Annotated in this window: 14 protein-coding genes; 10 read left to right on the forward strand and 4 right to left on the reverse strand. The window is 71.2% G+C overall.

Annotated features, from left to right (window positions below):
• Nucleotides 1–28 precede the first annotated feature (28 nt).
• The 3 genes from IF67_RS0128360 (at nt 29) to hflX (ending at nt 5,754) form a co-directional block, all read left to right on the forward strand.
• Nucleotides 29–2,224 carry a RelA/SpoT family protein gene (locus IF67_RS0128360; RefSeq protein WP_030990412.1) on the forward strand — a complete coding sequence of 732 codons (2,196 nt, stop codon included), beginning with the start codon at nt 29–31 and terminating at the stop codon, nt 2,222–2,224.
• Between the two features lie 143 nt (nt 2,225–2,367).
• On the forward strand, nt 2,368–4,083 hold the full coding sequence (locus IF67_RS0128365; RefSeq protein WP_078889679.1) for a M1 family aminopeptidase: 1,716 nt from the start codon (nt 2,368–2,370) through the stop codon (nt 4,081–4,083).
• Nucleotides 4,084–4,266: 183 nt separating this feature from the next.
• A complete protein-coding gene (gene hflX / locus IF67_RS0128370; RefSeq protein ID WP_030088298.1) occupies nt 4,267–5,754 on the forward strand; it encodes a GTPase HflX in 1,488 nt (495 codons plus the stop codon).
• A 112-nt stretch (nt 5,755–5,866) separates the two neighbouring features.
• Here the strand turns inward: hflX and IF67_RS0128375 are convergent, their stop codons facing one another.
• Nucleotides 5,867–7,057 (reverse strand): trypsin-like serine peptidase, encoded by a 1,191-nt coding sequence (locus IF67_RS0128375; RefSeq protein ID WP_030990418.1) that lies wholly within the window; start codon nt 7,055–7,057, stop codon nt 5,867–5,869.
• A gap of 280 nt (nt 7,058–7,337) precedes the next feature.
• Between IF67_RS0128375 and IF67_RS0128380 the strand changes: the two genes are divergently transcribed.
• The 5 genes from IF67_RS0128380 (at nt 7,338) to IF67_RS0128400 (ending at nt 15,486) form a co-directional block, all read left to right on the forward strand.
• On the forward strand, nt 7,338–8,732 hold the full coding sequence (locus tag IF67_RS0128380) for a diaminobutyrate--2-oxoglutarate transaminase family protein (protein ID WP_030990419.1): 1,395 nt from the start codon (nt 7,338–7,340) through the stop codon (nt 8,730–8,732).
• The gene (locus tag IF67_RS0128385) at nt 8,729–10,753 is read left to right on the forward strand and encodes an IucA/IucC family protein (protein ID WP_030990420.1); all 2,025 of its coding nucleotides are present in this window, start codon (nt 8,729–8,731) and stop codon (nt 10,751–10,753) included. Before IF67_RS0128380 ends, IF67_RS0128385 begins: the two co-directional genes overlap by 4 nt.
• A gap of 114 nt (nt 10,754–10,867) precedes the next feature.
• A complete protein-coding gene (locus tag IF67_RS0128390; RefSeq protein WP_030990422.1) occupies nt 10,868–11,569 on the forward strand; it encodes a GNAT family N-acetyltransferase in 702 nt (233 codons plus the stop codon).
• A 105-nt stretch (nt 11,570–11,674) separates the two neighbouring features.
• A complete protein-coding gene (locus IF67_RS0128395; protein WP_030990424.1) occupies nt 11,675–13,441 on the forward strand; it encodes an IucA/IucC family protein in 1,767 nt (588 codons plus the stop codon).
• 41 nt (nt 13,442–13,482) lie between these two features.
• Nucleotides 13,483–15,486, forward strand: a complete 2,004-nt coding sequence (locus IF67_RS0128400) for an ATP-dependent DNA helicase (protein WP_037839974.1) — start codon at nt 13,483–13,485, stop codon at nt 15,484–15,486.
• 66 nt (nt 15,487–15,552) lie between these two features.
• Here IF67_RS0128400 and lexA read toward each other — a convergent pair whose 3' ends face one another.
• Entirely contained in the window at nt 15,553–16,353 is an 801-nt protein-coding gene (gene lexA, locus IF67_RS0128405) for a transcriptional repressor LexA (protein ID WP_030990428.1), read from the reverse strand.
• Nucleotides 16,354–16,898: 545 nt separating this feature from the next.
• On the opposite strand from lexA, the gene nrdR reads away from it, so the two are divergent.
• Both nrdR and IF67_RS0128415 read left to right on the forward strand, forming a co-directional pair.
• The gene (nrdR, locus tag IF67_RS0128410; protein WP_018092899.1) at nt 16,899–17,429 is read left to right on the forward strand and encodes a transcriptional regulator NrdR; all 531 of its coding nucleotides are present in this window, start codon (nt 16,899–16,901) and stop codon (nt 17,427–17,429) included.
• A gap of 124 nt (nt 17,430–17,553) precedes the next feature.
• Nucleotides 17,554–20,427, forward strand: coding sequence for a vitamin B12-dependent ribonucleotide reductase (locus tag IF67_RS0128415; RefSeq protein WP_030990433.1), 2,874 nt, complete (start codon nt 17,554–17,556; stop codon nt 20,425–20,427).
• Between the two features lie 264 nt (nt 20,428–20,691).
• Here the strand turns inward: IF67_RS0128415 and IF67_RS0128420 are convergent, their stop codons facing one another.
• On the reverse strand, nt 20,692–21,213 hold the full coding sequence (locus IF67_RS0128420; RefSeq protein WP_030990435.1) for a TerD family protein: 522 nt from the start codon (nt 21,211–21,213) through the stop codon (nt 20,692–20,694).
• A gap of 204 nt (nt 21,214–21,417) precedes the next feature.
• Nucleotides 21,418–22,005: a TetR/AcrR family transcriptional regulator gene (locus IF67_RS0128425; protein ID WP_030990438.1), complete on the reverse strand. Its 588-nt coding sequence runs from the start codon at nt 22,003–22,005 to the stop codon at nt 21,418–21,420.
• Nucleotides 22,006–22,088 lie beyond the last annotated feature (83 nt).

A 22,088-nucleotide genomic window follows, 5' to 3' on the forward strand; every position in this document is an offset into this window, starting at 1 on the left:
CCGCCGGTCGACGCTGCCGGAGGTGCCCATGAGCGCAGAGGCCACTAACCCTGGTAACCCTGGAGCAGCGGGCCGCAAGCGCGGCCGCCGCCGGCTGGAGCTCAGAGGGCTGCGCCGTATCGGCCGTGCCGCGCTGCTCGGCCCGGCCCCGCGCGACGGCCTCCCGCACGCCCTGGAGCACGTCGCCAAGGTGCACCGCGGCCACCACCCGGACGCCGACCTGGACACCCTCGCCAAGGCCTATCTGCTCGCCGAGTCCTCGCACCGCGGCCAACTGCGCAAGAGCGGCGAGCCGTACATCACCCATCCGCTCGCGGTGACCCTCATCCTCGCCGAACTGGGCGCGGAGACCACGACCTTGACCGCCTCCCTGCTCCACGACACCGTCGAGGACACGGAAGTGACGCTGGATCAGGTAAGGGACAGGTTCGGCGCGGAGGTCTGCTATCTGGTCGACGGCGTCACCAAGCTGGAGAAGGTCGACTACGGCGCGGCGGCCGAGCCGGAGACCTTCCGCAAGATGCTGGTGGCGACCGGCAACGACGTCCGGGTGATGTCCATCAAACTCGCCGACCGGCTGCACAACATGCGCACCCTCGGTGTGATGCGCCCCGAGAAACAGGCCCGGATCGCCAAGGTCACCCGCGATGTGCTGATCCCGCTCGCCGAACGCCTCGGTGTCCAGGCGCTGAAGGCTGAGCTGGAGGACCTGGTCTTCGCGATCCTGCACCCCGAGGAGTACGCCACCACCCGGGCCCTGGTCATGGAGTACGCGACGCGGTCCGATCCGCTCACCGCCCTCGCGCAGCGGGTACGCGCGGTCCTGGACGAGGCGGGTATCGACGCCGAAGTCCTCGTCCGGCCACGGCACTTCGTCTCCGTCCACCGGGTACGCCTGGCCCGCCGTGAGCTGACCGGCGCGGATCTGGGGCGGCTGCTGGTGCTGGTGGCGGAGGACGCCGACTGCTACGCCGTCCTCGGCGAGCTGCACACCTGCTTCACCCCGGTCATCTCCGAGTTCAAGGATTTCATCGCGGCCCCCAAGTTCAACCTTTACCAGTCGCTGCACACGGCGATCACCGGCCCGTCCGGGGAGATCGCCGAGACGCTGATCCGTACGCACCAGATGCACCGGGTGGCCGAGGCCGGGGTGATCGCGCTGGGCAATCCGTACGCCCCCACGGACGGCGCGGACGCCCCCGAGGGCGAGCGGGCCGACCCGACCCGCCCCGGATGGCTCTCCCGGCTGCTGGAGTGGCAGCGCACCACCCCCGACCCGGACACGTTCTGGACCTCGCTGCGCGACGACCTCGCCCAGGACCGGGAGATCACCGTCTTCTGTGCCGACGCCCCCTCGGGCGGCTCGTCCGGCGTCACGGGCGGGGCCATCGGTCTGCCCGCCGGGGCGAGTTGTGTGGACGCCGCGTACGAACGGCACGGCGAGGCGGCGCACTGCTGTATCGGCGCCCGTGTCAACGGCCGGCTCGCCACGCTCTCCACCGTCCTGCACGACGGCGACAGCCTCCAGCTGCTGATGGCCCCGGACTCCGCGGCCGGCCCCTCGCCCGAATGGCTCGACCACGCCCGTACGCCCGCCGCCCGGCTCGCCATCGCCCGGTGGCTGGCCGGGCCGGGGGAGCCCGTCGCCCGCCCGGCCGGCCCCGGGGAGGGGCCCGCCGCGGCGCCCCCCGCCGACCGCCGCGCCGCGGACCACGACCGCTCCGGAGCGGACCGGGCCGCCCCCGCCTCGCTCCTCGCGGTGGCGGATCTGCCCGGCGCGGCCGTCCGGCTGGCGGGCTGCTGCACCCCGGTGCCGCCGGACGCGGTCACCGGATTCGCCGTACGGGGCGGCACGGTCACCGTCCACCGTGCCCTGTGCCCCGTGGTGGCGCGGATGGCGGCCACCGGCCGGCAGCCGGTCGGGGTGCGCTGGCGGGGCGCCGACCAGGGGGGCCACGGCTGCCGGGTCACCCTCCTGGCAGAGGCCTTCAGCCGGCCGCACCTCCTGGCCGACCTCACCGAAGCCATCGCTTCCCAGGGTGCCGCCGTGGTGTCGGCCGCCGTCGAACCCCCGCACGAACAGCGGGTCCGCCACACCTACACGCTGCATCTGCCGAACGCCGCCGGGCTGCCGTCCCTGATGCGGGCCATGCGCCAAGTGCCGGGTGTCTTCGACGTGTTGCGCGCGGGCCGCGCCCGGCAGGCCGCGGCGCTGCGCCCCTGAAAGCTTCCGGGGCACGCCGGGTGACGGTCCGTCGGGAAACTCTCCGTCCGGCGGCGTAAGACGGACGCACGATCCGCCGCCCGTTCGGGTGCCGTTTGCCCGGTCACCCGCGGGGGAGGGTGCCGCGTTGGTAGCCGTAGTTCATGTCCCTTCCCCTGCGCCGCCCGTTCCGCGACCCCGATCGCCCCGTCCGCGCCCGCGCCCTGACCCGCGGCCCGAGCGGACGGATCCGGTGGACCGGCTACCGGGCCGCCGCCCTCGGACTGGCCGCACTCGCCACCCTCGGCGCGGCCGAGCCATCGCCCATGGGGCCGCAAGGCCTCGGCGACCCCCTCTACCCGACGCTCGGCAATACCGGATACGACGTCACGTCCTACGACGTCTCCCTGGACTACTCCGGCCACAACAACCAGCCGCTGAACGCCGTCACCGAGATCACCGCCCGGGCCACCACCGAGCTCGACCACCTCAACCTCGACTTCGCCCGCGGCACCGTACGCTCCGTCAAGATCGGCGGTCTGCCGGCCGAGCACCAGCAGCACGGCGAGGACCTGGTGCTCACCCCGGCCTTCCACATCTCCCGGGGGCAGGAGGTGAAGATCTCCGTCGCGCACACCAGCGAGCCCACCGGCAAGGGCGACGGCGGCTGGATCCGCACCTCGGACGGCCTCGCGATGGCCAACCAGGCCGACGCCGCACACCGCGTCTTCCCCTGCAACGACCACCCTTCCGACAAGGCGCTCTTCACCTTCCACATCACCGCGCCCCAGGAGCTGACCGCCGTCGCCAACGGGCTGCCCCAGCGCCCCGGTGCCCGCGCGGCGCGCCGGACCTGGACCTATCGCACCACCCACCCCATGGCCACCGAGCTGGCGCAGGTCTCCATCGGGAAGTCCAGCGTGCTGCTGCGCCACGGGCCGCACGGGCTGCCGGTCCGCGATGTCGTACCGACCGCGGACCGCCCCGCCCTCGCGCCCTGGCTGGCGAAGACCCCGGATCAGCTGGCCTGGATGGAGCGCAAGGTCGGTCCCTACCCCTTCGAGGCGTACGGGGTGCTGATCGTCAACGCCAGGACCGGCTTCGAGCTGGAGACCCAGACCCTCTCGCTCTTCGAGAAGGCCATGTTCACCGCCGGCCAGCTGCCCGACTGGTATGTCGAGTCCGTGATGGTGCACGAGCTGGCCCACCAGTGGTTCGGCGACAGCGTCAGCCCGCGCCGCTGGTCGGACGTCTGGCTCAACGAGGCCCATGCGACCTGGTACGAGGCCCTCTACGCCCAGGAGAGGGGCGACAAGCGTGCCTCTCTGGACGCCCGTATGCGCCATGCCTACGAGGAGTCCGACGGCTGGCGGGCCGAGGGCGGCCCGCCGGCCGCGCCCAAGGTGCCCAGCCCGGGGCAGAAGATCGGCATCTTCCGCCCGATCGTCTACGACGGCAGCGCGCTGGTTCTGTACGCCCTGCGGCAGAAGATCGGCACCGCCGCCTTCGAGCGCCTGGAACACGAGTGGGTGGACCGGCACCGCGACGGCGTGGCGGACACCGCCGACTTCATCCAGCTGTCCTCCCAGGTCGCCGGGCAGAACCTGACCGGGTTCTTCCAGGCATGGCTCTACGGCGACCGGACACCGCCGATGCCGGGTCATCCGGAGTGGCTGCACAAGGGGGGCGCGGACAAGCCCGGCGGGCCCAAGGGCGCTGCCGCAACCCCTGGACCGAAGGGCGCCGCCGCAACCCCCGGACCCAAGGGCGCCGCAGCAACCCCCGGAGCCAAGGGGGCGGCGGAGAACCCCGCGCCCAAGGGGGCGGCCGGGACCCCCGGGCCCGGGGGAGCCGCCGAAACGCCCGGAAAACCCGTGTGACGGCCTTCCTGGGTCGTGGGACCATCGTGGGGTCGGCGCCGGCCGGCCCGGGAATCTCCGGGGCGGCTCGGACGTTGACAAGAGCGACGGCCGCGGCAGCACCTCGGCGGTCGCCGCACCACCGACAGTCCCGGCGGGAACACCAGGTCCCCGCGAGGGCTCACCGACGACGCAAAGGATCAAATGACCTCCTCTTCTTCCCTTCCGCAGGACCGGCAGCGCCTCCCCGAGAGCCTTCGGGCCAACGCCCTGATGGAAGAGGACGTCGCCTGGAGCCACGAGATCGACGGGGAGCGTGACGGCGACCAGTACGACCGTTCGGCGCGTGCCGCGCTCCGCCGTGTAGCGGGCCTTTCCACCGAGCTCGAGGACGTCACCGAGGTCGAGTACCGGCAGCTCCGCCTGGAGCGTGTGGTGCTCGTCGGCGTCTGGACCACCGGCACGGTCCAGGAGGCGGAGAACTCGCTCGCCGAGCTGTCCGCACTCGCCGAGACCGCCGGGGCCATGGTGCTCGACGGCGTCATCCAGCGCCGCGACAAGCCCGACCCGGCCACGTACATCGGCTCCGGCAAGGCACTGGAGCTGCGCGACATCGTGCTGGAGTCCGGAGCGGACACCGTGGTGTGTGACGGTGAGCTCTCCCCGGGCCAGCTGATCCACCTCGAGGACGTCGTCAAGGTCAAGGTGGTCGACCGGACCGCGCTGATCCTCGACATCTTCGCCCAGCACGCCAAGTCCCGGGAGGGCAAGGCGCAGGTCTCGCTGGCGCAGATGCAGTACATGCTCCCCAGGCTCCGTGGCTGGGGTCAGTCGCTGTCCCGGCAGATGGGTGGCGGTGGCTCCGGTTCGGCGGGCGGCGGTATGGCCACCCGTGGTCCCGGTGAAACCAAGATCGAGACGGACCGGCGGCGGATCCGCGAGAAAATGGCGAAGATGCGCCGGGAGATCGCGGAGATGAAGACCGGCCGGGACATCAAGCGCCAGGAACGCCGGCGCAACAAGGTCCCCTCCGTCGCCATCGCCGGCTACACCAACGCCGGCAAGTCCTCCCTGCTCAACCGCCTCACCGGCGCCGGTGTGCTGGTGGAGAACGCCCTGTTCGCCACCCTGGACCCCACCGTCCGGCGGGCCGAGACGCCCAGCGGACGGCTCTACACCCTCGCCGACACCGTCGGCTTCGTCCGGCATCTGCCGCACCACCTCGTCGAGGCGTTCCGCTCCACGATGGAGGAGGTCGGCGACTCCGATCTCATCCTGCATGTGGTCGACGGCTCGCATCCGGTGCCGGAGGAGCAGCTGGCCGCCGTCCGCGAGGTGATCCGCGACGTGGGCGCGACGGACGTGCCCGAGATCGTGGTCGTCAACAAGGCCGACGCGGCCGATCCGCTGGTGCTCCAGCGCCTGCTGCGCCAGGAGAAGCACGCCCTCGTGGTCTCGGCCCGTACGGGCCAGGGCATGGAAGAGCTGCTGACCCTGCTCGACGAGGAACTTCCCCGGCCGCAGGTCGAGATCGAGGTCCTGGTGCCCTACACCCAGGGCGCCCTGGTCTCGCGGGCGCACGCCGAGGGCGAGGTCATCTCCGAGGAGCACACCGCGGACGGCACGATGCTCAAGGCGCGGGTGCATGCGGAGCTGGCCGCCGAGTTCCAGCCGTTCGTCCCGGCGGCGTAGCAGCCGCGCAGCGCGAAAGGGCCCGCCCCCGGTCTCCCGGGGGCGGGCCCTTTCATCGTCTGCGGGCGGTAGGCGGGTGGCCGCCGTTCCCGGCGCCACCCGCCTCACACGCCTACTGCTTGCTGGCCCACTTCTTGCTCATGGTGTCGAACATGCTCTTGGCCTCGGGGCCCAGGTGCGGGCCGGCCGACCAGCGGGCCGGACGCGGCCCCATCGACATGTTGGAGATCAGCACCGGCTTGCCGTCCGTGCCCTTGATGAACCAGGGGCCACCGGAGGAGCCACCGGTCATGGTGCAGCCGATCCGGTACATGGTCGGCTTGTTGGCGTCCATCGACAGCCGGCTCGGCTTGTCGGTGCACTGCTGCTGCGCCGCACCGTCGAACGGCGGCTCGGCCGGGTAGCCCTGCGCGGTCAGGCTCGGGATCTTGGCCATCGCGGGCGCGTTGAAGTCGACCCGGTACGCACCGCCGGCAACCTCTTCGAGCGACTTGCCGCCCGTGTTCTCCTCCGGCTTCACATGCATCAGCGCGAAGTCGTACGGAGCCATCGGCACACCGGGAACGGCGCCGCCGCCCTTGATCCACTGCTGGGACGTCGCCATGTCGTCCGCCCACCACTTGCCCGACGGGACCCGGTCCTCGTAGGACTTGCCCTTCAACTGGCCGGCAGTGCCGCCGGTCTTGTTGAAGTTCGGCACGAACATCATGTTGCGGTACCAGCCGCCGCTCTTGCCGGCGTGCACACAGTGCGCCGCGGTCCACACGAGGTTGGACTTACCGGGGTGCGCCGGGTCCTTGACGACGGTGGCGGAGCAACGCGACCCGCCCTCGGGGGTGCTGAACAGCAGCAGGCCCACGCCGGGAGCGGTCGAGGTGTACGGGGTCTTCACGGCCTGAGCCGGGACGGCGGCGGGCTCAGGGTCGGTCTTGCCCTGGTCCTCCGAGATGTCCTCGGGCTTGCTGGGGTCCTGGGGCGGCTTGACCTTGTCGATCTTGTCCTTGTCCCAGAAGTCCTTGATGATCGGGTTGATGAACTCCCCGGCCTCCCGGAGCCACTTGTCCCGGTCCCAGTTCTTCCACTCACCGTTCTTCCACTTGTCCAGGTCGAAGCCGTGTTCCTTGAGCTTGTCCTGGATGTCCTGAGGGATCTGGAAGCCACCCCCGCCCGTGGAGTCCTGGGCCGCGGACTGGCTGGCCTTGGAGTCCGCGTTGCCGCCCTCGGGTCCGCAGCCGGTGGCGGTGAGTGCCACGACGGCGGTGAGGGCGGCGGCGGCCAGGACTGGCCGACGTATGGATCGCATGGGTGAGCTCCCCCTGGTGAATCGGACTGAGCCGGTGTGGCTTGTTCGGTGTTGCACCGGTCTGTTCTTTGTCATGAACCTCAAGATCCCGGCGCAACACCCCACTATGCCGGTGACGATGGGGACGGCGGTACTCGGGTCCCCGGTTCCACGCCATCAAGGATCTTGCCGAAAACCGTGATCCCGAGTCGCCGCCGTCGTTGGTACGTACGGGGGACGTCCCGGGCTGCCCCCAGCCCGCGCGGCACCAGCAGCTCACCAGCAGGAGGACACAACTGCCGTGGCGTTGACCGAAACCGTGCCGGCGGCCGCGCCGCCGGCCCATGAGGGGATCCTGCGCCGGCAGTCCCTGCGTGAGTCCGCTGCCCGTACCTACGCGCGCTCGCTGCCCATCGTCCCGGTGCGCGCCCGCGGGCTGACCATCGAGGGCGCCGACGGCCGGCGCTATCTCGACTGCCTCTCCGGCGCCGGCACTCTGGCGCTCGGCCACAACCACCCGGTGGTGCTCGAAGCGATCCGCACGGTCCTCGACTCCGGCGCGCCGCTGCACGTCCTCGACCTCGCTACTCCCGTCAAGGACGCCTTCACCACCGAGCTCTTCGCCACCCTCCCGGGGAAGTTGGCGGAAACGGCGCGCATCCAGTTCTGCGGCCCGGCCGGCACGGACGCCGTCGAGGCAGCCTTCAAACTCGTCCGCACCGCGACCGGCCGGGACGGCCTGATGGCCTTCTCCGGCGCCTACCACGGCATGACCGCGGAGGCGCTCGCCGCCTCCGGGGGCGCGCAGCACACCAGCGTGGTCCGGCTGCCCTATCCGTACGACTACCGCTGCCCCTTCCAGACCGGCGGCGAGCGCGGGGCCGAGCTCGCCGCGCGCTGGACACAGAGCCTGCTCGACGACCCCAAGAGCGGGGTGCCCAGGCCGGCCGGGATGATCCTGGAGCCGGTCCAGGGCGAGGGCGGGGTGATCCCCGCGCCGGACGGCTGGCTGCGGCGGATGCGGGAGATCACCGCCGCCCGGCAGATCCCGCTGATCGTGGACGAGGTGCAGACCGGCGTCGGCCGCACCGGCGCCTTCTGGGCGGTCGACCACAGCGGCATCGTGCCCGATGTGATCGTGCTGTCGAAGGCGATCGGCGGCAGCCTGCCACTCGCCGTGATCGTCTACCGCGAGGAGCTCGACGCCTGGCAGCCCGGCGCCCACGCGGGCACCTTCCGCGGCAACCAGCTCGCCATGGCCGCCGGAGCCGCCACCCTCGCCTACGTCCGCACCAACGGCCTCGACCGGCGTGCCGGGGAGCTCGGCGCCCGGATGCTCGACCGGCTCACCGCCCTCGCCGCCGCCCACGACTGCATCGGCGATGTCCGCGGCCGCGGGCTGATGCTCGGCGTCGAGCTCGTCGACCGCAGCGCCGATGCCGACGCCATGGGTGCCCGTCCCGCCGACCCGCAGCTCGCCGCCGCCGTCCAGCACGCCTGCCTGGAACGCGGCCTGATCGTCGAACTGGGCGGCCGGCACTCCGCCGTCGTCCGGCTGCTGCCACCCCTGACCATCACCGACGAACAGGCGGAAGCGATCCTCGACCGCCTCGCCGACGCCATCGCGGCGGCGGTCCGCACCACCCCCGGGCCGACGGGCTCGTCCCCCACGACAATGCGAGGCACCTCCCCATGAACGAATGCCCCGGCCCCGACGGTGGCCAGCCCGCCGAGCGCATCCCCGCCCACCAGGGCGCGGGCACGATCGAGTCCGTACCGCGCCAGCAGCGGCGCGCCGCGGACGACGGCTGCCACCAGCAGCCCTACGAGGCCCAGGAACCGGCCGCCCCGCACTGCGCCCCCGGCCCGTACGACCGCACCCGGTCCGGTGACCACGACCCTCTCGACCACCCGGATCCGGCCGTCGCCGCCGATGCCGCGGGCATCGAGCATCTGCTCCGCTGCTGGCTCCGCGAGAACGGCACCCACCGCCCGGCCGAAGCCAGGCTGCGCATCCCCCTGCGGGCCGCCGCGGGCGCCCTGGACATCCCCGTCCGCTACTGGTCGCCCACGGGCTGGCACCGTCTGGGCGCCCCCGCCCTCGAAGGCGCCCCGGCCGGCGCCGCCCCGCTGGACGCCGTCACCCTCGCCGCGCTGCTGCGCCGCGAGGCCGCGTACGGCGACCGCCGGGCCTCGGACGGCGGCGAGCACCGGGTGGCGGACGCCGACGGGCGCCCGGAAGCGGACGGCGAGGGGCAGCAGGCACCGGACGGCGACGGCGCCGAACTCATCGGCCGGGTCGCCAACTCCGTGCGCAATGTCGCCGCCTTTCTCACCGACCGGCGCGCCCGGCCCGCCGACGACCACGGCGCCCTCTTCCTCGAAGCCGAACAGTCCCTCCTCCTCGGCCACCCGCTGCACCCCACACCCAAGAGCCGCGAAGGCCTCTCCGACGCCGAGACCCGGGCCTATTCGCCCGAACTGCGCGGCGCCTTCCCGCTGCACTGGATGGCTGTGCACCGCTCCGCCCTGGCCGCCGACTCCGCCTGGACCGAACGCGGCAAGTCCGTCCCGGCCGAGCAGCTCGCCAGGGACCTCGCCGGGGACGGCCTCCGGCTCCCCGAGGACACCGTGCCCCTGCCGCTGCACCCCTGGCAGGCCAGGGAACTCGCCGACCGCCCCGACGTCACCGCCCTCCGCGAGGCCGGACTGCTGCACGACCTCGGCGCCCACGGCCCGCGCTGGCACCCCACCTCCTCCGTCCGCACGGTCTACCGGCCCGACGCGGACGCCATGCTCAAGCTCTCCCTCGGGCTGCGCATCACCAACTCCCGCCGGGAGAACCTCCGTAAGGAACTGGTCCGCGGTGTGGAGGTGCACCGGCTGTTGCGCACCGGCCTCGCGGAGCAGTGGCAGACCGTCCACCCCGGCTTCGACATCGTCCGCGACCCGGCCTACCTCGCCGTCGACGGCCCCGACGGCGAACCCGTCCAGGGCCTCGACGTCGTCATCCGCCACAACCCCTTCAGCACCACCGACGACGCCGTGTGCGTCGCCGGTCTCACCTCTCCCCGGCCCTGGCCCGGCCACTCGGGGGTGCGCTCCCGGCTCGAGGTTCTCGTCGTCACACTCGGCGCCCGCACCGGCCGCGCCCTGGACGCCGTGGCCACCGAATGGTTCCTGCGCTACCTCGAAGCGGTCGTACGGCCCCTGCTGTGGCTCGACGGCACGGCCGGCATCGTCCTGGAGGCCCACCAGCAGAACACCCTCGTGCTGCTGGACCCCGACGGCTGGCCGGTCGGCGGCCGCTACCGCGACAACCAGGGCTACTACTTCCGCACCTCCCGCCGCGCCGAGCTGGAGCGGCGGCTGCCCGGAATCGGAGTGGCGAGCGACAGCTTCGTCGCCGACGACGTCACCGACGAACGCTTCGCCTACTACCTCGGTATCAACAACGTCCTCGGCCTCATCGGAGCCTTCGGCTCCCAGCGCCTGGCCCGTGAGGAGATCCTGCTCGCCGCCTTCCGGCGGTTCCTCGCCGACGCCGCCGCGGCCCCCCGCGCGCACCGTTCGCCGCTCCCGGAGCAGCTGCTGGCCGCCCGCACGCTGCGCTGCAAGGCCAATCTGGCCACCCGGCTGCACGGCCTCGACGAACTCGTCGGCCCGGTCGAAACCCAGTCCGTCTACGTCACCCTGCCCAACCCCCTCGCCCCGTAGCTGCCCGGCGCAACCCCCGCCCGCAGCCTTCCGACCCCCGTCCCCGTCCCCGTCCCCGGCGCCCCGCGACCCACCAGACCACGCGGCACGCGGCCACGAGAGGAGAGTGTCGCCGTGCCACCCACCGATTCCGGCCTCGGCTCCAGCTCCGATGACACCCTGGACCTGCAACTCCCGCCCGAATTCAGCGCGTTGTTCGCCCAGGGGCACGGGCGGCCGGCGTCCCTGCACTTCCCGGCAGCCGGCCCGCTGCTCGACAACCTGGCGGGCTGGGGTGCGGCCGACACCCCCGCCGGACCGTTCGAGCTCGTTCCCGTCCAGCCGGCCCGCGATCTCGCCCTGATCACCGGCTGGATGAACGATCCGGCCGTGGCGGCCTTCTGGGAGCTGGCGGGCCCGCCGGAGACCACCGCCGCCCATCTGCGCGGCCGGCTCGACGGCGACGGCCGCAGTGTGCCCTGCCTGGGGGTGCTGGCCGGGGCCCCGATGAGCTACTGGGAGATCTACCGCGCCGATCTGGACCCCCTCGCCCGCTACTACCCGGCCCGCCCCCAGGACACCGGTATCCATCTGCTCATCGGCGGGGGCGGAGACCGGGGACGCGGGCTGGGCGGCATGCTGCTGCGCGCCACCGCCGATCTCGTACTCGACCACCGCCCGCAGTGCGCGCGGGTCCTCGCCGAGCCCGATCTGCGCAACACCGCCTCCGTCGCGGCCTTCCTGAGCGCCGGATTCCGCTACGGCGACGAGATCGAACTGCCCGGCAAACGCGCGGCGTTGATGGTCCGCGACCGCACGCTCCGCGACCTGCTCTGACCCCGGCGCCGTCCGCCGACGGTCCCGCTCCGGCCCGCCGTCCATCCCCGCTGCCCCGGTTGTCCCCCGTACGTGCCGGGGCGGTCCCGCTTCGAGGAGCCCGCCTTGTCGCCTGAGCCCCAGCCTTCGCACAGCGCCTGGCAGCATGCCGCGCGCCGACTGTTCGCCAAGACCCTGGCGGAGTTCGCGTACGAGGAAGTCCTCACCCCCGAGCCCGACGGCACCGCACCCGACGGCACCCCGCAGTACCGGCTCCCGATCGGCGACGACCTGGTCTACCGCTTCCGCGCTCGGCGCGGCGCCTACGGCCACTGGCGCGTCGACCCCGACTCGATCACCCCCGACACCGACCCCTTCCGCTTCCTCACCCACGCCCACGACACCGTGCTGGGCCTGTCCGGCGACACCACCGGCCACCTCATCCGCGAGCTGACCGCCACCCTCGCCGCCGACACCCGCCTCGACGCCACCGCCCTCAGCGCCGCCGACCTCGCCGATCTGGACTACGCCACCCTCGAAGGCCACCAGACCGGCCACCCCTGGCTCGTCGCGAACAAGGGCCGCCTCGGCTTCTCCGCCCATGACACGGCGACCTGGGCCCCCGAAGCCCGCACCCCCCAGCGCCTGCCCTGGCTCGCCGCGCACCACAGCATCGCCCACTACCGCGGTATCCCCACTCTGGCCACCCCCGACCGCCTCTACGGCGAGGAGCTCGCCCCCGCCACCCGTCACGCCTTCGCCCGCACCATCGCCGACGAGGGCCACGACCCCGCCGACTACCTCTACCTCCCCGTGCACCCCTGGCAATGGGACGAGACCATCGCCCCGCTCTTCGCCCCGCAGCTCGCCGACAGATCCATCATCGCGCTGCCCACTGACAACGACCTCCGCCTGCCGCAGCAGTCGATCCGTACCTTCCTCAACCTCAGCCGCCCACGGGCCCGTACGGTCAAACTGCCGCTGTCCATCCTCAACACCCTTGTCTGGCGCGGTCTGCCCACCGAGCGCACCCTCGCCGCGCCCGCCGTCACCCGATGGGTGCACGGCCTGCGCGACGCCGACCCCTATCTGCGCGACGAGACCCGGGTGATCCTGCTCGGCGAGACCGCCTCCGTCACCGTCGAGCACCCCCTCTACGACCGGCTGCCCGGCGTCCCGTACCAGTTCAAGGAGCTGCTCGGCTGTATCTGGCGCGAGCCGGTCAGCGGACAGCTGGACCCCGGCGAGCGCGCCCGTACCCTGGCCGCGCTGCTACAGACCGATCCGCAGGGCCGTTCCCTGACCGCGGAGCTGGTGCGCCGCTCGGGGCTGGCCCCGCGCGACTGGCTGGCACGGCTGTTCGCCGCCCTGCTCCCGCCCCTGCTGCACTTCCTCTACCGGTACGGCACGGTCTTCTCCCCGCACGGCGAGAACGCCATCGTCGTCTTCGACGAGCACGACGTCCCCACCCGCCTCGCGGTCAAGGACTTCGTCGACGACGTCAACACCAGCTCCCGGCCGCTCCCGGAGCACGACTCCATGCCCGACGACGTACGGGCCGTGCTGCTGACCGAACCGCCCGCCTTCCTCACCCAGTTCATCCACTCCGGACTGTTCGTCGGTGTCTTCCGCTACCTCGCGCCGCTGTGCGCGGACCAACTGGGCGTTCCCGAGGCCGAGTTCTGGTCACTCGTACGGGCGGAGATCCTGCGCCACCACGAGCGCTTCCCCGCCCTCAAGGAGCGGCACGAGACCTTCGACCTGCTCACCCCGCGGATCGAGCGGCTGTGCCTGAACCGCAACCGTCTGCATGTGGACGGTTACCGGGACCGCCGCGACCGCCCGCACGCGGCCGTGCACGGCACCGTCCCCAATCCGCTGCACCACCCGTGACGGGACCGGCTGTCAGTGGTCCCGCGTAGGCTTGCAGCGCTATGACGAAGCCCTCCCTCCCCGATCTGCTCCACGCCGCCGTCACCGCCGTCGGCGGCACCGAGCGCCCCGGCCAGGTGGCGATGGCCGAGGCCGTTGCCGGGGCCGTGGACGAACAGGCCCATCTGCTGGTGCAGGCCGGCACCGGCACCGGAAAGTCCCTCGGCTATCTGGTGCCGGCGCTCGCGCACGGCGAGAGAGTGGTGGTCGCCACGGCCACCCTGGCGCTCCAGCGCCAGCTCGTCGAGCGCGATCTGCCGCGTACGGTCGAGGCGCTGCATCCGCTGCTGCGCCGTCGCCCCGAATTCGCCATGCTCAAGGGCCGCTCCAATTACCTGTGTCTGCACCGCCTCCACGAGGGCGTCCCCCAGGAAGAGGAGGACGGTCTCTTCGACGTGTTCGAGCAGGCGACGCCGACCAGCAAGCTCGGCAAGGACCTGCTGCGGCTGCGCGACTGGGCGGACGAGACCGAGACCGGCGACCGTGACGCGCTGACCCCCGGAGTCTCCGACCGCGCCTGGGGCCAGGTCTCGGTCTCCTCCCGGGAGTGCCTGGGCGCCTCGAAGTGCGCCTACGGGGCGGAGTGCTTCGCCGAGGCCGCCCGGGAGCGCGCCAAGCTCGCCGATGTCGTCGTCACCAACCACGCGCTGCTCGCCATCGACGCGATCGAGGGTGCGCCGGTCCTCCCGCAGCACGAGGTCCTGATCATCGACGAGGCCCATGAGCTGGTCTCCCGGGTCACCGGCGTCGCCACCGGCGAGCTCACCCCAGGCCAGGTCAACCGCGCCGTGCGCCGGGCCGCCAAGCTCGTCAACGAAAAGGCCGCCGACCAGCTCCAGACCGCGTCGGAGAGTTTTGAGCGCCTGATGGAGCTGGCCCTGCCCGGCCGTCTCGAGGAGATCCCCGAGGACCTCGGCTACTGCCTGATGGCGCTGCGGGATGCGGCCCGTACGGTCATCTCGGCGCTCGGTTCGACCCGCGACAAGTCGGTCCAGGACGAGGACGCCGTCCGCAAGCAGGCCCTCGCCGCGGTGGAGAACGTCCATGCCGTCGCCGAGCGCATCGCGAACGGCTCCGAGTACGACGTCGTCTGGTACGAGCGCCACGACCGCTTCGGCGCGTCCCTCCGGGTGGCGCCGCTGTCCGTCTCGGGCCTGCTGCGCGAGAAGCTCTTCGACGACCGCTCGGTGACCCTCACCTCCGCCACGCTCAAGCTGGGCGGCGACTTCAACGGTGTCGCGGCGTCCCTGGGCCTGGCGCCCGAGGGCACGGAGGGCGAGGACATCCCGCCGTGGAAGGGCCTGGACGTCGGCTCCCCCTTCGACTACTCGAAGCAGGGCATCCTCTACGTCGCCAAGCATCTGGCCCAGCCCGGCCGTGAGGGCAGTCGCACCGACATGCTCGATGAACTCGCCGAGCTGATCGAGGCCGCCGGCGGCCGCACCCTCGGCCTCTTCTCCTCCATGCGCGCGGCCCAGGCCGCCGCCGAGGAGCTGCGCGGCCGGCTGGACGTGCCGATCCTGCTCCAGGGCGAGGAGACGCTCGGCGAGCTGATCCGGGCCTTCGCCTCCGACGCCCGTACGTGCCTGTTCGGCACCCTGTCCCTGTGGCAGGGCGTCGATGTACCGGGCGCGAACTGCCAGCTGGTGGTGATGGACCGGGTGCCGTTCCCGCGTCCGGACGACCCGCTGATGAGCGCCCGGCAGAAGGCCGTGGAGGAGGCCGGCGGCAATGGCTTCATGGCGGTCGCGGCCACCCATGCGGCGCTGCTGATGGCCCAGGGCGCAGGCCGTCTGGTCCGGGCCACCGGCGACCGCGGTGTGGTCGCCGTCCTCGACCCCCGTGTGGAGCGGGCCCGTTACGGCTCCTTCCTCCGCAAGTCGATGCCCGAGTTCTGGTACACCACCGACCGCAACCAGGTCCGCCGCTCCCTCGCCGCCATCGATGCGGCGGCAAAGGCGGCGGAATCACCGCAAGCGGCACAGCTGGAAGCCGCCGAGGACTAGGTTCAGCGCCATGGCAGAGCCCCGGAACCGGCGCAGTGGTTCCGGGGCTCGGTCGTGAGGGGCGGGTCAGATGCGGCGCAGTACCGCCACCACCTTGCCGAGGATGGTCGCCTCGTCGCCGGGGATCGGCTGGTACGCGGAGTTGTGCGGCAGCAGCCACACATGGCCGTCCTCGCGCTTGAAGCGCTTGACGGTGGCTTCGCCGTCCAGCATGGCGGCCACGATGTCACCGTTCTCGGCGACCGGCTGGCGTCGGACCGTGACCCAGTCGCCGTCGCAGATCGCGGCTTCGATCATGGAGTCGCCGACGACCTTCAGCACGAACAGTTCGCCGTCGCCGACGAGCTGGCGGGGGAGCGGGAAGACATCCTCGACCGACTCCTCCGCGAGGATCGGGCCACCGGCGGCGATCCGGCCGACCAGCGGGACGTAGGAGGCGGCGGGCTTGCCGGCGGTATCCGTCGCCGCTGCGGTGGTCTGGTCCGAGCCGCGGACCTCGTAGGCCCGGGGGCGGTGCGGGTCGCGGCGCAGGAAGCCCTTGCGCTCCAGAGCCATGAGCTGGTGGGCGACGGACGAGGTGCTGGACAGCCCGACGGCCTGGCCGATCTCGCGCATGGACGGCGGATAGCCGCGCCGCTGCACCGAATCGCGGATCACCTCGATCACCCTGCGCTGGCGGTCGGTGAGTCCGGAACTGTCGGCTCGGATCCCTGGGGGACGGCCGGGCAGCGAGCGGGCGGGCTTCTGCTCTTCGGAGTCCGACGTGGCGTCGTCCATCGGCGGCCGCTGTGCCTGTTGCTGATGCTCGAACCGGCTCTGGGAGTGGCTTTGTGCGGTGATGGTCGCGCTGTCTGCGGTGGTGGTCACGTCGGCCCCTCTCGAAATGTTCTCCCTAGTTAGCCAACGGTAGTTGCTTTCGAAAGGTTGCGCCAAACACACGTTCGAGTGAAATATTCGCCGATTGGCTGCTCGAATCGGCGGCGGGGTGTATGGCCGAACGGAAATACCGGCCCTGGCCGTGCCCTTCCGCCCGGTTTTCCGGCCGTCCGGTGTGTCGGGCCATCGGTGTGCGGAGGGGTGTGGCGGCCGGCCGCCGCGACCCGGCTGATTCTGTCATCCTCGCCCCGCCGCGCCGCCGCCCGGGTGGCTTCCCGTACTCTCGTGGGCGACCGTCCGGCCCGTCGCCGCCGCGACACGCGGTAGGCAGATGTAAGCGCCCCGACACCACATCTAGTGGTTAGATGCGATCGGTTACCCAGAAGTTGTGGTGCCTGGTCTCCCAGGGGGTCGGGAATCGCCTATGCTGGTGACCACTCCGAAGGGCCCGTACGGACCGGTCGGAGGCTATCGGCGTGTGCCGGGTTCGTTGGCGTACGTACGTCCGTATATCGAGCGGTGAGGAGGGTGGAGCCATGCACTGCCCCTTCTGCAGGCACCCGGACAGCCGGGTCGTCGACAGTCGCACCACCGATGACGGGACGGCGATTCGCCGGCGCCGCCAGTGCCCCGACTGCTCCCGCCGTTTCACCACCATCGAGACGGCGTCGCTGATGGTGATCAAGCGGAGCGGGGTCACCGAGCCCTTCAGTCGCAACAAGGTCATCGCGGGTGTGCGCAAGGCATGCCAGGGGCGCCCGGTCACCGAGGACGCCCTCGCCAAGCTCGGCCAGCGGGTCGAGGAAGCGGTGCGTGCCACCGGCAGTGCCGAGCTGTCCACCCATGACGTCGGGCTCGCCATACTGGGCCCGCTTCAGGAGCTCGACCTCGTCGCGTACCTGCGCTTCGCGTCCGTTTACCGGGCCTTTGATTCACTCGAGGACTTCGAGGCGGCCATCGCCGAGCTGCGGGAGCAGCGCGAGCAGGGACCGCCCGGGCAGGAATGCGGGACCGACGGGGAGGCCGGCGGCCCGGCCGTCCCCGTGCCCGCCACCGCCGCCGACTGAGTTCGGCGCGCATCCAGGACCTGTACCGGGGCGAGAGCAGTGCGTCCCGGTAGCAGAAAGACATACACCGTGCCACGGAATGAGTGCGCACATATGGGCGTTTGCCCGTATACAGGGAGGCGGCATGACAGAGACGACGAGCGGCCCGGCACGAGGCTCCCGCGCCAAGGGCAGCAAGGCGAGCAAGGGTCTGCGTATCGAGCGCATTCACACCACACCCGGCGTGCATCCGTACGACGAGGTGGAGTGGGCGTCTCGCGACGTCGTCATGACCAACTGGCGCGACGGCTCGGTCAACTTCGAGCAGCGTGGCGTCGAGTTCCCCGACTTCTGGTCGGTGAACGCGGTCAACATCGTCACGAGCAAGTACTTCCGTGGCGCGGTGGGGTCCCCGACCCGTGAGTCCAGCCTCAAGCAGCTCATCGACCGCGTGGTCAAGACCTACCGCAAGGGCGGCGAGGAGAACGGTTACTTCGCCTCCCCGGCGGATGCCGAGATCTTCGAGCACGAGCTGGCGTACGCCCTGCTCCACCAGGTCTTCAGCTTCAACTCGCCGGTGTGGTTCAACGTCGGCACCGCGCAGCCGCAGCAGGTCAGCGCCTGCTTCATCCTCTCCGTCGACGACTCCATGGAGTCCATCCTCGACTGGTACAAGGAAGAGGGGATGATCTTCAAGGGCGGCTCCGGCGCCGGCCTGAACCTCTCCCGTATCCGCTCCTCCAAGGAGCTGCTCTCCTCCGGCGGCAACGCCTCCGGCCCGGTCTCCTTCATGCGCGGCGCCGATGCGTCCGCCGGAACGATCAAGTCGGGCGGCGCCACCCGCCGCGCGGCCAAGATGGTCGTCCTGGACGTGGACCACCCAGACGTCGAGGCCTTCATCGAGACCAAGGTGAAGGAGGAGGAGAAGGTCCGCGCGCTGCGCGACGCCGGCTTCGACATGGACCTGGGCGGCGACGACATCACGTCCGTCCAGTACCAGAACGCCAACAACTCGGTCCGCGTGAACGACGAGTTCATGAAGGCTGTGGAGACCGGCTCGAAGTTCGGGCTGCGCGGCCGGATGACCGGTGAGGTCATCGAGGAGGTCGACGCCAAGGGTCTCTTCCGCAAGATGGCGGAAGCGGCATGGGCGTGCGCCGACCCCGGCATCCAGTATGACGACACCATCAACCACTGGCACACCTCGCCTGAGTCGGGCCGGATCACCGCGTCCAACCCGTGCAGCGAGTACATGCACCTGGACAACTCCTCGTGCAACCTCGCCTCGCTCAACCTCCTGAAGTTCCTGCGCGACGACGACCTGGGCAACCAGTCCTTCGACGCCGAGCGCTTCGCCAAGGTCGTCGAGCTGGTCATCACCGCGATGGACATCTCCATCTGCTTCGCGGACTTCCCCACCGAGAAGATCGGTGAGACCACCCGCGCCTACCGCCAGCTGGGCATCGGCTACGCCAACCTCGGCGCCCTGCTGATGGCCACCGGTCACGCCTACGACTCCGACGGCGGCCGCGCGCTGGCCGGTGCCATCACCTCCCTGATGACCGGCACCTCCTACAAGCGCTCCGCCGAGCTGGCCTCGGTCGTCGGCCCGTACGACGGCTACGCCCGTAACGCCGACGCCCACAAGCGCGTCATGAAGCAGCACTCCGACGCCAACGGCGCCGCGGTGCGCATGGACGACCTGGACAACCCGGTGTGGGCGGCGGCCACCGAGGCCTGGCAGGACGTGCTGCGCCTCGGCGAGAAGAACGGCTTCCGCAACGCGCAGGCCTCCGTGCTGGCCCCGACCGGCACCATCGGCCTGATGATGGACTGCGACACCACGGGCGTCGAGCCGGACCTGGCCCTGGTCAAGTTCAAGAAGCTGGTCGGCGGCGGCTCCATGCAGATCGTGAACAACACGGTCCCCAAGGCGCTCAAGCGGCTCGGCTACCTGCCCGAGCAGGTCGAGGCGATCGTCGCCCACATCGCCGACCACGGCAATGTCGTAGACGCCCCGGCCCTGAAGACCGAGCACTACGAGGTCTTCGACTGCGCCATGGGCGTGCGCTCGATCTCCGCCATGGGCCACGTGCGCATGATGGCCGCCGCGCAGCCCTTCCTCTCGGGTGCGATCTCCAAGACGGTCAACGTCCCCGAGACGGCCACCGTCGAGGAGATCGAGGAGGTCTACTTCGAGGGCTGGAAGCTCGGCCTGAAGGCGCTCGCGATCTACCGCGACAACTGCAAGGTCGGCCAGCCGCTCTCCGCCAAGAAGAAGGAGGAGGCCAAGGTCGAGGCCCCGGTGGAGAAGAAGGTCGTCGAGTACCGCCCGGTGCGCAGGCGCCTCCCCAAGGGCCGTCCCGGCATCACCACCTCCTTCACGGTCGGCGGTGCCGAGGGCTACATGACCGCCAACTCCTACCCGGACGACGGTCTCGGTGAGGTCTTCCTGAAGATGTCCAAGCAGGGCTCGACCCTCGCGGGCATGATGGACGCCTTCTCCATCGCGGTGTCGGTGGGCCTCCAGTACGGCGTGCCGCTGGAGACCTACGTCTCGAAGTTCACCAACATGCGCTTCGAGCCGGCCGGCATGACGGACGACCCGGACGTGCGGATGGCGCAGTCGATCGTCGACTACATCTTCCGTCGCCTGGCGCTGGACTTCCTGCCGTTCGAGACCCGCTCGGCACTGGGCATCCACTCCGTCGAGGAGCGCACGCGCCACCTGGAGACCGGTTCGTACGAGCAGTCGGAGGACGAGGTCGACGTCGAGGGCCTGGCCCAGTCGGCGCCGCGGCAGACGGAGTCGGTGACGGAGTCCACCCCGGCGGTGAAGATCGTCGAGGAGGCTGCCGCCCCTGCGCCCAAGCAGGCGCACACCAACGCCGAACTCGTCGAGATGCAGCTCGGCATCAACGCCGACGCGCCGCTGTGCTTCTCCTGCGGGACGAAGATGCAGCGGGCCGGCAGCTGCTACCTGTGCGAGGGCTGCGGATCGACCAGCGGTTGCAGCTGAGCATGAAGCGGGCCCGCGCGGCTCGTGCCGCGAGCTGACACAGCTCGTGGAAGCGTGGAGGGGACCGGCCGGGCGCCGGTCCCTTCTCCGTCGTGTGCGGGGAGTTTTTCAGCGTCAGGGGGGCGCCGGCGGAGCGAACGTCCGGGGCGTGCGGCCGTCGCGCGGGTGCGGGCAGCCGGGCCCGTCCGTCGAGCGGAGCAGGGAAGGCAGCCGTCTGCCGCCTCCCCCTGCTTGCTGCCGGTTGCCGGGCTCTCGCCGCTCCCGTCAGCCGCCCATCTGCGAGACAAACGCGTCCGGGTCGGTGTCGAATCCGCGGAGTGCGGCGCGGAATCGCCACTGCCCCGCCTCGTCCCTGGTGAATTCGGCCACCCTGGCGGCGGTCGCCTCCGCTACCTCGGCGAAGTCGTTCTCCGCCAGATCGGTATAGCCCTCGCGGATCCGTACGGCGGTGTTCTCTATGTCGCCGAAGACCTTGCGGCCCTCGCCCTGCTGGATGGCCACGCCCACGACCACGCGGGCGTAGGCGTCGGACAGCCGGTCCAGCTCCAGGGTCATGATCTCGTCGAAGCCGAATCCCTGGCCGGTCCTGCTGTCCCGGTTGAGGTTGATGGTCCCGTCGGGCGACCGGCTGTCGAAGTGCACCAGATAGGCAGGATCGCCGTGCGGCGCATCGGCCGTATACGTCGCCGCGATGATGTCGAGGTCGTTGTCCGGCGTCCCGAAGGGGCTGGGGTCCCATTTGAGGGTGACCTCGACCTTTTCGATCCCTTTATTGAACGTGCTCACCGGGCTTCCCTCCCGTCATCTCCCGGGGACACGGCTCGAACCACGCGGTCACGCGGACAACTCCCCAGGACTTCCCGTTGGCTGACCATCGTGTCACGTCCGGCGTTCCGTAGGGCGGGTGAACTGCCCCTGGTCACACGGGGTTTGCATCCGCGTCGAGTGGCTTGAAAGTGCCCCCGCCACCCATGGGGTTGCCGGTCAGGCTCAGCGGGCCCGCTCATCCCAGAGGCGGTGGAGGTGGCCGTCCAGTACGTCCAAGGCGGCGGCGGGGGAGAGGTGGCCGATCAGGACGTGCGTGGTGAGCCCGTCGGCGAGGGCGAGGAGAGTGCGGGCCGCGCGGTCCGGGTCGGGGGTGTCGCAGGCGTCGGCGACCAGCCGCGCGAACACCGTCTGAAGGCCGGTGTAGTTGGTGCGCAGAATTTCGGCCAGGGCCGGGCTGACGGCGGCCTGTGCCATGAAGGCCAGCCAGACCCGGGCGTCGGCGCGATGTTCCTCCCGGAGCAGTGATACTTCGGCCGCGGCGTGCCCCAGCGTCGAACGGGCCGACTGGGCGGGCGATTCGGCGAGCCGGGCCGCCACCCGTGCGGCGATCCGTTCGCCGATGTCACTGAGCACGAAGGCCAGCATCTCCTCCTTGGTGCCGAAGCAGCGCTGGACGGCCCCCATGGACACCTTTGCGCGGGCCGCCACGTCGCGGAGCGTCACGCCTTCCAGGCCGCTCTCGTCGGCGAGTTGGCACACGGCCTCGGCGATCTGCCGACGCCGGCTCCCGTGGTCGACCTGCTTGGGCATGCCCGCACTCCGGTTTATTCGATGCGTGTGTATCGGTGACAAGGCTACGATGCCGATCCGATGCAATCGCATCGGAAAGGTCC

The sequence above is a fragment of the Streptomyces sp. NRRL S-1813 genome, assembly GCF_000719605.1.
Lineage (GTDB): Bacteria > Actinomycetota > Actinomycetes > Streptomycetales > Streptomycetaceae > Streptomyces > Streptomyces decoyicus.

Excerpts from the sequence above, each read along its gene's own strand:
- IF67_RS0128360 (WP_030990412.1), top strand. The coding sequence starts at position 29 with ATGAGCGCAGAGGCCACTAACCCTGGTAACCCTGGAGCAGCGGGCCGC.
- IF67_RS0128365 (WP_078889679.1), top strand. The coding sequence starts at position 2,368 with ATGTCCCTTCCCCTGCGCCGCCCGTTCCGCGACCCCGATCGCCCCGTC.
- hflX (WP_030088298.1), top strand. The coding sequence starts at position 4,267 with ATGACCTCCTCTTCTTCCCTTCCGCAGGACCGGCAGCGCCTCCCCGAG.
- IF67_RS0128375 (WP_030990418.1), bottom strand. The coding sequence starts at position 7,057 with ATGCGATCCATACGTCGGCCAGTCCTGGCCGCCGCCGCCCTCACCGCC.
- IF67_RS0128385 (WP_030990420.1), top strand. The coding sequence starts at position 8,729 with ATGAACGAATGCCCCGGCCCCGACGGTGGCCAGCCCGCCGAGCGCATC.
- IF67_RS0128400 (WP_037839974.1), top strand. The coding sequence starts at position 13,483 with ATGACGAAGCCCTCCCTCCCCGATCTGCTCCACGCCGCCGTCACCGCC.
- nrdR (WP_018092899.1), top strand. The coding sequence starts at position 16,899 with ATGCACTGCCCCTTCTGCAGGCACCCGGACAGCCGGGTCGTCGACAGT.
- IF67_RS0128415 (WP_030990433.1), top strand. The coding sequence starts at position 17,554 with ATGACAGAGACGACGAGCGGCCCGGCACGAGGCTCCCGCGCCAAGGGC.
- IF67_RS0128425 (WP_030990438.1), bottom strand. The coding sequence starts at position 22,005 with ATGCCCAAGCAGGTCGACCACGGGAGCCGGCGTCGGCAGATCGCCGAG.